This window comes from Streptomyces aurantiacus (assembly GCF_027107535.1).
Classification (GTDB): Bacteria; Actinomycetota; Actinomycetes; order Streptomycetales; family Streptomycetaceae; genus Streptomyces.
The window spans coordinates 7,685,074-7,697,961 of the sequence record NZ_CP114283.1 but is presented as its reverse complement, the minus strand read 5'-3'; the positions used below and the strand labels follow the sequence as shown (position 1 = coordinate 7,697,961).

13 protein-coding genes and 2 pseudogenes are annotated in these 12,888 nt (G+C 66.9%); 9 read left to right on the top strand and 6 right to left on the bottom strand.

Annotated elements, in window-relative coordinates; genetic code table 11:
• Positions 1 to 14: 14 nt before the first annotated feature.
• From pyrH to O1Q96_RS35920, 3 genes are all read left to right on the top strand, one after another.
• Positions 15 to 788 carry a UMP kinase gene (pyrH, locus tag O1Q96_RS35930; protein ID WP_269252120.1) on the top strand — a complete coding sequence of 258 codons (774 nt, stop codon included), beginning with the start codon at positions 15 to 17 and terminating at the stop codon, positions 786 to 788.
• Between the two features lie 120 nt (positions 789 to 908).
• Positions 909 to 1,466, top strand: a complete 558-nt coding sequence (gene frr, locus O1Q96_RS35925; RefSeq protein ID WP_107021830.1) for a ribosome recycling factor — start codon at positions 909 to 911, stop codon at positions 1,464 to 1,466.
• Positions 1,466 to 2,581, top strand: a complete 1,116-nt coding sequence (locus tag O1Q96_RS35920) for a phosphatidate cytidylyltransferase (RefSeq protein WP_269252119.1) — start codon at positions 1,466 to 1,468, stop codon at positions 2,579 to 2,581. The genes frr and O1Q96_RS35920 overlap by 1 nt, the downstream gene beginning before the upstream one ends.
• 272 nt (positions 2,582 to 2,853) lie before the next feature.
• On the opposite strand, the gene O1Q96_RS35915 is transcribed toward O1Q96_RS35920, so the two are convergent.
• The 4 genes and pseudogenes from O1Q96_RS35915 to repSA all read right to left on the bottom strand — a co-directional run.
• Positions 2,854 to 3,096 (bottom strand): hypothetical protein, encoded by a 243-nt coding sequence (locus O1Q96_RS35915; protein ID WP_269252118.1) that lies wholly within the window; start codon positions 3,094 to 3,096, stop codon positions 2,854 to 2,856.
• A 1,205-nt stretch (positions 3,097 to 4,301) separates the two neighbouring features.
• The gene (locus O1Q96_RS35910) at positions 4,302 to 5,537 is read right to left on the bottom strand and encodes a tyrosine-type recombinase/integrase (protein WP_269252117.1); all 1,236 of its coding nucleotides are present in this window, start codon (positions 5,535 to 5,537) and stop codon (positions 4,302 to 4,304) included.
• Positions 5,537 to 5,750 (bottom strand): annotated as a pseudogene (locus tag O1Q96_RS35905) (helix-turn-helix transcriptional regulator). The gene O1Q96_RS35910 and the pseudogene O1Q96_RS35905 overlap by 1 nt, the downstream one beginning before the upstream one ends.
• Positions 5,744 to 6,538, bottom strand: a pseudogene (gene repSA / locus O1Q96_RS35900) (replication initiator protein RepSA); the annotation flags it as partial. The pseudogenes O1Q96_RS35905 and repSA, both read right to left, overlap by 7 nt.
• A 110-nt stretch (positions 6,539 to 6,648) precedes the next feature.
• Here repSA and O1Q96_RS35895 point away from each other — a divergent pair.
• Genes O1Q96_RS35895 through O1Q96_RS35885 form a run of 3 tightly spaced genes read left to right on the top strand, consistent with a single transcriptional unit; the run spans position 6,649 to position 8,376 of the window.
• Positions 6,649 to 7,038, top strand: coding sequence for a helix-turn-helix domain-containing protein (locus tag O1Q96_RS35895; RefSeq protein WP_331276083.1), 390 nt, complete (start codon positions 6,649 to 6,651; stop codon positions 7,036 to 7,038).
• Positions 7,039 to 7,068: 30 nt separating this feature from the next.
• Positions 7,069 to 7,872: a tetratricopeptide repeat protein gene (locus O1Q96_RS35890; protein WP_269252115.1), complete on the top strand. Its 804-nt coding sequence runs from the start codon at positions 7,069 to 7,071 to the stop codon at positions 7,870 to 7,872.
• An 18-nt stretch (positions 7,873 to 7,890) separates the two neighbouring features.
• On the top strand, positions 7,891 to 8,376 hold the full coding sequence (locus O1Q96_RS35885) for an NUDIX domain-containing protein (RefSeq protein WP_269252114.1): 486 nt from the start codon (positions 7,891 to 7,893) through the stop codon (positions 8,374 to 8,376).
• A 530-nt stretch (positions 8,377 to 8,906) separates the two neighbouring features.
• On the opposite strand, the gene O1Q96_RS35880 is transcribed toward O1Q96_RS35885, so the two are convergent.
• The gene (locus O1Q96_RS35880; RefSeq protein WP_269252113.1) at positions 8,907 to 9,134 is read right to left on the bottom strand and encodes a hypothetical protein; all 228 of its coding nucleotides are present in this window, start codon (positions 9,132 to 9,134) and stop codon (positions 8,907 to 8,909) included.
• Between the two features lie 120 nt (positions 9,135 to 9,254).
• Complete coding sequence (locus O1Q96_RS35875) at positions 9,255 to 9,725, bottom strand: SPW repeat protein (RefSeq protein WP_269252112.1); 471 nt, start codon at positions 9,723 to 9,725, stop codon at positions 9,255 to 9,257.
• 406 nt (positions 9,726 to 10,131) lie between these two features.
• Here O1Q96_RS35875 and O1Q96_RS35870 point away from each other — a divergent pair, with 406 nt between their 5' ends.
• From O1Q96_RS35870 to rlmN, 3 genes are all read left to right on the top strand, one after another.
• Positions 10,132 to 10,518 (top strand): hypothetical protein, encoded by a 387-nt coding sequence (locus tag O1Q96_RS35870; protein WP_269252111.1) that lies wholly within the window; start codon positions 10,132 to 10,134, stop codon positions 10,516 to 10,518.
• Between the two features lie 232 nt (positions 10,519 to 10,750).
• Positions 10,751 to 11,389: a hypothetical protein gene (locus O1Q96_RS35865; protein ID WP_269252110.1), complete on the top strand. Its 639-nt coding sequence runs from the start codon at positions 10,751 to 10,753 to the stop codon at positions 11,387 to 11,389.
• 221 nt (positions 11,390 to 11,610) lie between these two features.
• Positions 11,611 to 12,717 carry a dual-specificity RNA methyltransferase RlmN gene (rlmN, locus tag O1Q96_RS35860; RefSeq protein ID WP_269252109.1) on the top strand — a complete coding sequence of 369 codons (1,107 nt, stop codon included), beginning with the start codon at positions 11,611 to 11,613 and terminating at the stop codon, positions 12,715 to 12,717.
• Positions 12,718 to 12,888 lie beyond the last annotated feature (171 nt).

Here is a 12,888-nt window from a genome sequence, read left to right as displayed (position 1 = left end):
GAGGCGAGATCTCCATGACCACCACCAAGGCCGCCGACAAGGACGAAAAGGGCGATACCGGCAAGGGTGCCGGCCGTTTCCTGCTGAAGCTTTCCGGTGAGGCGTTCGCCGGTGGCGGGGCACTCGGCGTCGACCCCGACGTGGTGCACAAGATGGCCCGGGAGATCGCCGCGGTGGTCCGCGGCGGTGCCCAGATCGCCGTCGTCATCGGCGGCGGCAACTTCTTCCGCGGGGCCGAACTCCAGCAGCGCGGCATGGACCGGGCCCGCTCCGACTACATGGGCATGCTCGGCACCGTCATGAACTGCCTCGCCCTCCAGGACTTCCTGGAGAAGGAGGGCATCGACTCACGCGTGCAGACCGCCATCACCATGGGGCAGGTCGCCGAGCCGTACATCCCGCTGCGCGCCGTGCGCCACCTGGAGAAGGGCCGTGTGGTCATCTTCGGCGCCGGCATGGGCATGCCGTACTTCTCCACCGACACCACCGCCGCCCAGCGCGCACTGGAGATCGACGCCGAGGCCCTGCTCATGGGCAAGAACGGTGTGGACGGGGTCTACGACTCCGACCCGAAGACCAACCCGGAAGCGGTCAAGTTCGACTCGCTCAGCTACGGCGAGGTCATCACCCGCGACCTGAAGGTCGCCGACATGACCGCGATCACCCTGTGCCGCGACAACAAGCTCCCGATCCTCGTCTTCGAGCTTCTGACAGAGGGCAATATCGCGCGGGCGGTCAAGGGTGAGAAGATCGGCACGCTTGTGGGTGACCAGGGCGGCCGGGCCTGACCGGGGGATGGACAATGTCCTGCCGGTCGGGAACCGTGCAGGAACAAGACGCGACGCAGCCGGCCGCCTACCCGTCAAGGAACCGCAGCCGGGCCTACTCAAGACACGCAGGAGCAAGTGGTGATCGAAGAGACCCTCCTCGAGGCCGAGGAGAAGATGGAGAAGGCCGTCGTGGTCGCCAAGGAGGACTTCGCCGCGATCCGCACCGGCCGTGCGCACCCGGCGATGTTCAACAAGATCGTGGCGGACTACTACGGCGCGCTGACACCGATCAACCAGCTGGCCTCGTTCTCGGTGCCCGAGCCGCGCATGGCCGTGGTGACGCCGTTCGACAAGAGCGCGATGCGCAACATCGAACAGGCGATCCGTGACTCCGACCTCGGGGTCAATCCGAGCAACGACGGCAACATCATCCGGGTGGTGTTCCCCGAGCTGACCGAGGAGCGCCGCAAGGACTACATCAAGGTCGCCCGGACCAAGGCCGAGGACTCCAAGATCTCGATCCGTTCCGTCCGCCGCAAGGCGAAGGACGGCATCGACAAGATGATCAAGGACGGCGAGGTCGGCGAGGACGAGGGCCGCCGTGCGGAGAAGGAGCTCGACGACACCACCGCGAAGTACGTGGCCCAGGTGGACGAGCTGCTCAAGCACAAGGAAGCTGAGCTGCTCGAGGTCTGATGAACGACTCTTCCTGGGGGGCGCCGCCGCAAGCCGGGTACTGGGGGCCGTCCGACCAGGGGCCTGTCCAGGGGGTTGCCCCGGCGGGTCCCGCGTACGATGCGCACAACGCGCAGCAGACTCGCCCCATGCCCGACGTACCCGCACACGGCGGAGACCAGGACGACGACCGGGGGGCTGCTCGGACGGGCGGCCCCCTGTTCCGCGACGAGACGCCGACGCCGCCTCACCGGGCTCCGTCGCAGAATCCGCAGGAGCCCATGTCCAGCGCCGCGCAACCCGCACCCGCGCCGCAGAAGAAGAGCGCGGGCCGCGACCTGGGCGCTGCCATAGGAGTCGGGGTCGGGCTCGGCGCGGTGATCGTCGCCTCGTTGTTCGTCGTCAAGGCCGCCTTCATCGGCGTCATAACTGTCGCCGTCGTGGTGGGCCTGTGGGAGCTCACGTCGAGGCTCGCGGAGCGCAAGGGCATCAAGGCGCCGCTCGTGCCACTGGCGTTGGGCGGCGCGGCGATGGTCGTCGCCGGTTACGTCCGCGGTGCCGAGGGCGCATGGGTGGCGATGGCGCTCACGGCGCTCGCGGTCCTGGTCTGGCGGATGACGGAACCGCCCGAGGGCTACCTCAAGGACGTCACCGCGGGGGTTTTCGCGGCTTTCTACATCCCGTTCCTCGCCACGTTCGTGGCGATGATGCTCAGCGCGGACGACGGTGCGCGGCGGGTTCTCGTGTTCCTGCTGCTGGCCGTGGTCAGTGACACGGGTGCGTACGCCGTCGGCTGGCGCTTCGGCAAGCACAAGCTCGCTCCACGCATCAGCCCCGGCAAGACCCGCGAGGGTCTGTTCGGCGCGGTGGCCTTCGCCATGGTGGCGGGCGCGCTGTGCATGCACTTCCTCATCGACGACGGCACCTGGTGGCAGGGACTGGTCCTCGGTGTCGCGGTCGCGGGCAGTGCCACGCTCGGTGACCTCGGTGAGTCGATGATCAAGCGGGACCTGGGCATCAAGGACATGGGCACCCTGCTCCCGGGCCACGGCGGGATCATGGACCGGCTGGACTCCCTGCTTCCCACGGCCCCTGTGGTGTGGCTGCTGCTGGTGATCTTCGTCGGCTCCGGCTGACGGCTGACGACCACTCCTGTGCGCGGAGACGGCTGCCGGGTCCCGCGGACGGCTGCCGGGTTCGCCTGACGGTCGCGGTGGTCCGGTCGACGGGCGCCGTGGTCCGGCCGACGGTCGCCGAAGGGTGTCGCCGAGCTGCGGAAGGTACGTGAGGGACCCGCCGTCCACAGGACGGCGGGTCCCTTTTCGTGTGTCCGCAGCCGAGCTCCTCCACGTCGGCGTCCCGTCCGTCATGCCCGGGGGCGCTTGCCGCAGGACCGCCCGCGGCGTCGTCATTCCGCGCCGTACTGGTGCGGTCGGTCGCCCTGCCATTCCACCCACGACGGATCGTCCAGCAGCTCCGACGCGTCCGGCAGGCCCGCGCGGCGCAGAAACTCGATGAGGTCGGCGTCACTGTGGGCGAGGCCGGCCCTTCTGGAGTGGATCGTGACCCGCCGTCCAGCGGCGCCCGTCAGGCGGTGCACGACGATGGGGGCGGTGCTCTTTCCCTGCGGCCGGGACTGTTCGCGGCTCACAGCACACCGGAGTCGGTGTGGGGTCGGCAACGGGGGTATGCCGCGGCGCCGCGTCCCGGGGCCGCCCGGAGGGCCTGCTCGCGGGACCGCGGCTTCGTGTTCTCGCCCGTCACGCCGCGGTGGCCTGGGCGGGCGGCGCCGGGGGCGGCCATGCCGCGTGTTCGCCGCACGGCGAACTCCCGGCCGGGCGCGGCCAAGGGCAGCGTGTGCGCGGGGCGGGCGGCGGCTTCCTGCCGCTCCGACCCGGAGACGGGGTCATCTGCGCTGCGCGGCTGCCGGGCCGGCCCCGTACGGACGTTGTGCTGAGGATCCAAGTGAGACGCTTTATCGGACACGCGTTCGATTCTAGGTCCAGGGGTGACCTATATGGCAATGCCCTGCTCCAGCGGACCCGTGGGCGCGATGCCGCGGCCGGAACGGCCCGAAGGGGGTCGACAGTGCGTCGGCCAGGGGGAACGCCTCTCGCGCCGAGCCGTTCATGGCCGTCGCAGGCGAGCCGACCACGACCGCTCGACCCCGGACGACCTCCCTGCGGGACTCGGCGGCCCAGGTCACATGATTTGATCTGCGACACTGGGAGGGTTATGCCTGCACCCGGAGAACTGATGTCCTCCGGGCACGAAGAAGCCCCCCACCAGCGATGATGTCGCCAGTAGGGGGCTCTCTTATGTCCGGTGGGCCGTCCCTGGGCCGTCCGGCAGGCTCATCCCTGGGTTAGGCGACGGCGTATCGCTCCACTGCTAGCTGCGATGAACTCTGCCTTGACTGCGCGATGGCGCTCCCAGAGTCTGGCGCACTCGTCGTCATCGACGTTCCCCCGTCGCCAGTAGATACCAAGGCTCTCAGCAGCCTTGTTCAACTCGCTCAGCGCCGTGAGTAGGGCTTGATCCCTGGACAGGATCTGTATACGTGCGCATGCGAGCTTGTGGGCCGACAGATCCCATCCGCTGACGCGTCCTTCCATGTGTAGAACCCGTTCTTCCCACACTCGGTTCTGGAAGTCTGAAGCTGTGGCCGCCACCAAAGCGCACTGTTCCAACAGCAGTTCGGAGACGCGCGCCTTGTTCTCAGCCCGTTTCGCGAGATGCTGTCCGATCAGAGCGATAGCGGCACCGGCCACGGTTGCGAGTAGCGTCCCCCATGCGCCCATAGTCGGTAGTATGCCCAGATTTTCACGCACCGAATGCACGCTCGCAGGGATCGGCTTACAGGGATGCATCGTCGCCGAAGACCCCATCCAGGGCCCGGCGGGCACGCTCACTGCTGCTCGGCATCAAGTGCGCGTACACCCGCAGCGTCATCGCCGGATCGGAGTGCCCGAGGTATTCGCTCACGGCCTTGATGCTCTCGCCCGCGTCTAGGAGGACTGAGGCGTAGAAGTGGCGCAGGGCGTGCATCCCGTGGTGCCGGGCCGACGCGTACGGCTTGCCGGATTCGGGTGTCGGAATAAGGCCGGCGGCCGCAAGAGCGCGCTTCCACTCGTAGACGTTGAAGTTGCTGCGCCAGACGATCCCGTCGGCTGTGTTGGTGAAGATCAGACGCCGTTCGGTGAGCGGGCCATCCGGTCGCATCCACGGCAGCTTGATCGCCACGGGCGGGTGACTCTTCACATGCTGCTGCAGGGCGGAGGCGACCGAGGACGGCAGCGGTACGTCACGCTCCTTGTTGCCCTTGGGCGGAGCGAAGACGGCGACGCCCCGGACCAGCTTGACCTGAGTGGTGACCCGAAGGGTGTCGCTGTCGAGCTGAGAGGTGTCTTCGGCCAGGCCGATGATCTCGCCCTGTCGGAGGCCGCAGCCGCTGCCGACGTCGACCATGGCTCGGTAGCGCTCGGGCAGAGCGTCGCGGACCGCACGCACCTGGGACGGGAGCCAGGGCACGACCCGGGTGGCCGAGACGGAGGGCGGGCGGACGGACGCGGCCGAGCATGGGTTCCGGGCGAGGTGGCCGTCATCCACGGCGGCCGAGAGCACCGCGCGGACGTTGGCGTAGATGTTGCGGGCGTAGGCGCCACCTATCGAGTCGTTCTCCAGGTCGCGCACGAACTCGCGGATGTGGACCGGGCGGAAGGACCCGAGCGGACGCGCCCCGATTCGAGGGAAGGCATGCAGCCGAAGACGGGTCTCCGCTCCGATGCGTGTGTTCAGGTCGGTCGTCTGCCCAGCGAGCCAGCGTTCCGCGTACTGCTGGAAGGTCGTCCGGGCAGCCTTGGGGTCGACGTACTGACCACGGGACATGTCGGCAGCTGTCTCGGCCAACCACTCTTCGGCACGGCGCTTTTGACGGTCCGGGAAGGACTTGCTCTTCTCGGTGCCGTCCGGCCCGATGTACCGGGCCCGGTAGCGGAGCCCGTTGCCGTAGCGGTCGCTCTTGCCCTTTACCGGCTTGCCGTCCGGACCGGGCGCGGTCTTGTACCAGCGATCTTGGATGTGGCCAGCCATCAGGCAGCCTCCCCAAGCTGAGAATCCACCCAAGCCCGTACGTCGTTCGGGTCGAAGCGAAGGTGCCGACCGACTCGGAATCCGCGGGTGCCGGTGCGCTTGCGGCGCCACTGGTAGACCGTCTCGACGCTGGGAAGTTCGAACATGTCCACCAGGTCGTCAGGGGTCAGGGGTCAGGAAGCGGCTTGGCAGCTCTGAGGCCAAGGTCAGCACTCCCTTTCGTCGGCGAGCTGGTCGCGCAGGGCTTCGCGTGCGGTTTCGCGGTTGTGCTGGAGGTTGCGGGCGATGGTGGCGGCGAGGGCGGATTCGCCGGGGGTGTGGCCGTGTCCGGCGTACTGCCAGTCGGTGAGGACGAGGACGGTGTCGGGCTCGCGGTGCTCCAGGCCGAGAGCTGCGCGTTCTTGCGCGGCGCGGAAGTCGGCACGGGCTTGGCGGAGTTCGCCGAGGGTGGTCGAGTAGCGGCGGGACTTGGAGGAGAAGTGGCCGCGGAAGCCGAGCATGTGCGCCCAGGCCCACAGGCGCCGGTCCGGGTACAAGGGGTCGAGGTCCTTGCAGGCCTTGATGAGTCGGCGGGTGTGGCCGGGGACCTGGTGGCGGTCGAGTTCGGAGAGTTCACCGATGCGGCGGTCGAGGGTGCCGGTGCTCTCGGCGGCCTTGGTGGCGTACTTGGCGACGTAGGAGGCCACGGCCTGTTCGGTGATGTCGGAGCCGTCGCCGAAGGCCTTCACCGGGCGAACGTCTAGCTGAGTGCCCCACCGGAAGGTCCGGGCAGGCTGGTCCTCGGCAGCGGGAACGGAGACCGAGGTGTAGGAGTGCGCGGCGGCGGCATGGATCGCGTCGTCGAGCAGCTGCACGGTGGCCCAGGCCGGAGGCGGCGTGTCTGGTCCGTCGGCGCCGTCGATGCGGATCACGGCGTGGAAGTGCAGGGCTCCGCGCTTTTGGAACTCGGCGACCTTGCCGTACGAGACGCGTACGTGGTCGGCGAGTTCACGACGGGTGACTCGGCCTGTGGGCAACGGTAGGGCCGAAAGAAGTCACCGACCCGGAAGGATTTCCCCCCCCCAGAAAATTCTTCCGGGTCCGCAGAGACAGGCGGGTGGACGCTCTTCCCATGCGAGGAATGACGACGAACCTGACGATCGGTGAGCGAGTTGCTTGGTACCGCCGTAGGCGCGGCATGTCCCAAGAGGTGTTGGCCGGATTCGTCGGCCGCACGGTCGACTGGCTGAGCAGAGCTGAGAACAACCGGATGGAGCTCGACCGACTCTCGGTCATCAAGACGTTGGCCGATGCCCTGGACGTGTCCCTCGGTGACCTGCTTGCCGAACCGACTCTCATGGAGTGGACCGCCGACAGCGGCAACCGCACGGTGCCGGCACTTCGGTCGGCGCTGATGAACTACCGCCAGCTGACGCCGTTGTTGGGGGTGCCGACCGAGGGCGACCCCGCGCCCCTGGACGAGCTTCGCGCCAGCGTCAAGGACATCATGGGTGCCTACTAGGCTTCCCGCTACGGCTTCGCGACCCGGCGCTTGCCCCTGGTGCGGGCGGACGCTCTCATTGCGGCGAGGTCGTACGACGGCCGTGAGCGTGAGCAGGCCAACGAGCTGCTTGCGCTGACGTATCAGAGCACTGCCATGGTCCTCGGGAAAGTGGGCGAGGTGGACCTCGCCTGGATTGCTGCCGATCGCGGATTGGGCGCGGCGCAGCAGTCCGGCAACCCCGCCGTCATCGGCTCACTCTTCCGGTCCGTGGGGCACTGTCTCCTGTCGACTGGCCGCTTTGACGCCGCAGTACAGCTCATCGGTGATGCATCCGACTACCTTCGCCCGGGCCTCTCTGGAGCCAGTCCGGAGTTCCTGTCGATCTACGGGACGCTCTTCCTCGCTGGCTCGATAGCAGCCGCCCGGGCAGAGGAGCGCTCGACCGTGCGCGAGTTCCTCGCCGAGGCCGACCAGGCAGCCCGCCAACTCGGGCAGGATGCGAACCACATGTGGACCGCTTTCGGCCCGACCAACGTCGACATCCACCGTGTGGCCACCGCGGGTGAGCTGGGCGACATGCAGGTAGCCGTCGATCTCGGGCCGCGGATCGACACCAGCGGCCTCCCGACGGAGCGCCGGACGCGGCACAACATCGAGGTAGCCCGTGCCCTCAGCGCACACAATCGTGTCGACGACGCCTTGGCGATGATCCTTGAAGCCGAGTCTTGGGCACCGGAGCAGGTACGGAGCCACTACCTGGCCCGAGAACTCGTACTCACCTGGGTACGTAACCAGCGTGGCCGGCCGAGCCGGGCCATGGCGGATCTCGCCGATCGGCTGCATGTGGTCTAGGTGGGTACGCTCGGCTGCATGGCAGCGAACGAGCACGAAGCGAAGATGGCGCATCCGCGTATGGCAGCGGGTGCGCTTTTCTTCGATGCCGACGGGCGCGTCCTCATGGTGGTGCCCACGTACAAGGACTACTGGGACATCCCCGGGGGCTACGTCGAGACCGGTGAGTCTCCGCTTCAGGCTGCCAGCCGCGAGGTACGGGAAGAACTCGGCATCACGCCGACACTCGGCCGCCTCCTGGCCGTCGACTGGGCGCCGAGCGCTACCGAGGGCGACAAGGTGTTGTACCTGTTCGACGGCGGCGAGCTTGCGCCGGAGGCCGTGGAGGAGATCCGCCCACAGGCCGAGGAGCTGAAGCGCGTCATGTTCGTGGCCCCGGGCGAGATCCCGGATCGGACGATCCCTCGTCTAGCCCGACGCATTCTCGCGGCGATCGATGCCCGAGCGGCGAGCGCCCCGGTGTACCTCGAGCACGGCCAGGCGCCGGGCGATGTAGCGGTGTAGCCGAGACCGAAGGCCCTCATCCCAGCGGGATAAGACTTTCCCTACTTCATCAAGGCCCGCGCACGGCGCGGGCGCGCGCCGCCTCTGCGGCGCGGCCTGCCTCCTGTCTGCGCCCCGGCTGGCCGCGCCCGGCGGCGCGCTACGTGCATGCGGGCAGAAGCGAGGAAGTCACCCGCGGGTCAAAGACATGCCTCCGGCGGGGGCGCTCAGGCTCCGAGATGGCGGGGGCGCCGTTCGCCAGTGCCGGCCGATTGGTGGCGTGCGCGGGGAGCTCCCATCCCGCCTGCCATCGACCCAGGCAGAGCCGAGCAGTCGCGGTCCAGGGCGTCAAGGTCGTTCGTACAGTGGCGCGCTCCACCTTGACGCCCTGGACCACGCCCGCTCCACGGTGTGTGGGTCGACGGCGGACGGGACGGAAGCTGGGGTGAGTGGTGGGTGAAGGTGGGTGGCAAAGCAGGGACGGAGATTGGGGAACCGTCAGGAGAGCTTCCTCATCACCCTCAGTCCGACCGAACTCAGGGCCAGGCCCGTCAGTGCTTGGCGATCCCCACACCGAGGAAAATGCCCGCCAGCAGTGCGACGCTGCCGACGCCCATCACTGCCCAGGTGCCGCTCTGAGTGGCGGCGAAAGTTGTGGTCATTCCTGCTTGAGTCGCTGCCTGAGTGGCTTGAGCCCCGGCCATGGCTGCTTCTTGCACCGCAAGAGCCGTCTCCAGCGTTTGGACCTTGGTCTCCAGTTCAGATGCTTCCATCGTCATTCCCTTCTGCATTGTGCCACTACCGGCTCAACGTCGATCAGTGCCCGCCGACGCGACACAGCCCCGTCGGCGGGGGGCTGACACTCGTGATGAGTGCCGGTCTTCGGAGGATGGCGGCGATCACCTGTGCGTGGACGAGCGGTCGCCGGACGCCTGATCCACCCGGCGGGCAGCTGCAGCGGCAATGAGGGCCAGCAGTAGTGCGATCACGCCGACGATGATGTTGTTGACGATGGTCCTGGTGGTGCTGACGTCGCCTGCCACCACCCACGGCGCAAAGATCGTCCACACGCTGAGTGCGCAAGCGGCCCACGCCATGCTGTGCGACCGCTCGTATGCCCGGCCGAAGCCGCCGCTCATGATCACGGCGTACGCGATGCCGACGATCAGATTGTTGACCGCCAGGGTGGAGAACTCGTTGAAACCCGCGATCCACGGTGAAGCCGCCAGGTAGAGGCCTGTGATCAGGGCCATGGCCTCGACGGCCTGTGCCTTCGGAGTTGTCGCGACATGCTCGGCCATCTCGTGCCGATTACGCATCGCGAGGATGTCGGGATGCGTTGCCATGTCGGGCCGGGGTTGTGTCGTCATTCCGATACCTCCGCTTTGCCCTTTATGTGCACTTCGTGGAGCGAGTGCCCCACGGGGGACGGGGTAACCGTCACCGACTGAAGATGCTGCGGAGGGCTGGCTTGCGGGGCACTCCAATCAGCGCCTGAGGTCTCGTTGTGGCGCTGGAGTCGAAAGGGAGCCTGTGTCAAGACCGCGTACGGTCGCTGGCACCAGCGGCTGACACCAACAAGCACGAACAGCGGCGGTCGGCGCCGGACCTCGGTGGACGATCGACTGAGGCGCGGAGCAGGTTGGTCGACGTCGGCGGCGCCGCATGATCGACCTGATAAGGATGAGGCCACCTGGTTAAATCCTGTGCCCAACCGAGGGCGCCGTCCTTGACCTATGGACGGCGCCCCGATGGGCCCCTGTCCGGGAGGAACTCATGGCAGAACCGATTCACTACACGAGCTTCCCTGGCTTCGACGGCACCAGCCTGGAGGACAGCTTCGTCCTGGAGATCCAGGCAACACCAGGCCGACTGAACATCACGCTGGACCTCATGATCGGGTGGGCCCATCCGTCATGCCGGGACCCACTCGAAGGTGAGGTTGCCTGCTTCCGTAAGGCCGTGATCGAGTTTCCTGCGGTTCAGGAGCTCACCTGGACCCGCCAGAGCAGCATCAGGCCGGCAGTGGATGCCAGCGGTGAGCAGGACTGGGGCGGGATCGATGCGCTGCGACAACTCGGGGCCGTCTACCAACTCGAAGGCGACTGGGGAGCGATCGAAGTCGCGTCTCGGGAGCCGATCGTGCGGATCATCGGCAGTTGATCTGCGGTACAGCAGAGAAGTACAGCAACCGTGGCGACCGCAGGCGACCGGCACGAACCATTGCCACCCCCGTGACCAGGTCGGAAGACCTCAGCGACCTCCCCGCCCGTAGTTCGCACCGAGGGGCGCAACCGGTAGGGGTCGCCTTCAGCCATTGAGACTCCGTCGACCTCGCGAATGCCTTACGGTTACTCGTCGGATCACGTCTCATGCATTCTTAGAGGAGCGGGCAGTGAGCCCCTGGGCTATCGCACTTATTATCTATTCCTCTTTGGCTCTATTGTCCTTTTTGCCGGTTCTGCGCGTTCTTGTTAGATGGGTTGATCTTAACCCCGGTGGTCCGTCATTTGATCAGTCGCCTCATTTCTCGGACGACGGGAAGTTGCTGCTAGCGCAGAACTTTGAACGCATGCAAGGGACGCTCAAATTCTGGAAGACACAGGCGGAGCGCTACCGCATGTTTCACATCTACTCCCTGGCTTGGATCAGCCTTTCCACTGTTGGTGTTCCCCTTCTGGCGCAGGCAACCACCGAAGACCCCTGGTCCAAGTGGCTTCTGACAGTCGTGGCTACTCACTCGGCTGTACTGCTCGCCGTGTCGCGTGCGTTCCGAGTGGAAGCGCACTACAAGGCATTTAGGAGCGGTGAATCAGAGTTCTATGATCTGTATCGTCGAATGCTCGACCGCCCTAGAGTTTTTGGGACTGGCCAGCACGAGCAGATTGATAGGTATTTTGAGAACGTAGAAACAGTGCGAAGAGTTGTCCGTAGTGCGGAAACCGATAACTTTCCGTCAGTCGAAGATGCGCAGGGGACTGCCGTGTTGCGCACCGATTCTCAGTCCTCTCAGTCCGGAACGCGTCAGCAGTAACGCAGCGTGGATCACATTCCGTGCCACCCCATGCATGGAGCTACGGATCACTAGGTGGAACAGGATGCGCGCGAAGAGTACTGGTCGCGACCGCCGAGGGCTCTGGGCCGTCCCTGGGCCGTGCGAAGCCGACCAACGCCGACAGACGCCACCCACGGGTGACCACCCCCACCCCCCTGTGGCCTGGGCTACTGGAGTTGATCTGCGACACTGGGAGGGTTATGCCTGCACCCGGAGAACTCACATTCGTCGCCCCCCGCGGAGCCAAGAAGCCGCCGCGGCACCTTGCCGATCTCACGCCTGCCGAGCGTAAAGAGGCCGTTGCCGCGATCGGTGAGAAGCCGTTTCGTGCCAAGCAGCTCTCGCAGCACTACTTCGCGCGGTTCGCGCACGATCCGGAGCAGTGGACCGACATCCCGGCGGGATCGCGCGCCAAGCTCCAGGAGGCGTTGCTGCCCGAGCTGATGACGGTCGTGCGGCACCTGTCCACCGATCAGGACACCACCCGCAAGACCCTCTGGCGACTCTTCGACGGCACCCTCGTCGAGTCCGTGCTGATGCGCTACCCGGACCGGGTCACCATGTGCATCAGTTCGCAGGCCGGCTGCGGGATGAACTGTCCGTTCTGCGCGACCGGACAGGCGGGCCTCGACCGGAATCTCTCCACCGGTGAGATCGTGCACCAGATCGTGGACGGGATGCGGGCCCTGCGGGACGGCGAGATTCCCGGCGGTCCTGCCCGGCTCAGCAACATCGTCTTCATGGGCATGGGCGAGCCCCTCGCCAACTACAAGCGGGTCGTCCAGTCCATCCGGGCGCTCACCGACCCCGAGCCGGACGGGCTCGGACTGTCGCAGCGCGGGATCACCGTCTCGACCGTCGGTCTCGTCCCCGCCATCCACCGGTTCTCCGACGAGGGCTTCAAGTGCCGCCTCGCCATCTCGTTGCACGCTCCTGACGACGAGTTGCGCGACACCCTCGTCCCGGTCAACACCCGGTGGAACGTGCGCGAGGTACTGGACGCCGGCTGGGAGTACGCGGACAGGTCGGGGCGCCGGCTGTCCATCGAGTACGCGCTCATCCGGGACATCAACGACCAGGCGTGGCGCGGTGACCGGCTCGGCCGGATGCTCAAGGGCAAGCCCGTGCACGTCAATCTCATCCCGCTGAACCCCACCCCGGGGTCCAAGTGGACCGCTTCGCGGCCCGAGGACGAGAAGGCGTTCGTCGAGGCGATCGCCGCCCATGGCGTGCCCGTCACCGTCCGGGACACCCGTGGTCAGGAGATCGACGGAGCGTGCGGGCAGCTCGCGGCCACCGAGCGGTAGTCTGGCGGTCGTACGTACATCTTCATATTCCGACAGGGGAGCGCCACAGCGCTGAGAGTGCGGGAGAGCCCGCAGACCCTCTGAACCTTGCCCAGGTCATTCTGGGTAGGAAGTTCGGTCACTACTCAAGCTGTTGCGCCCTGCCCGGGACCCGACCGAGGTCCCGGGCAG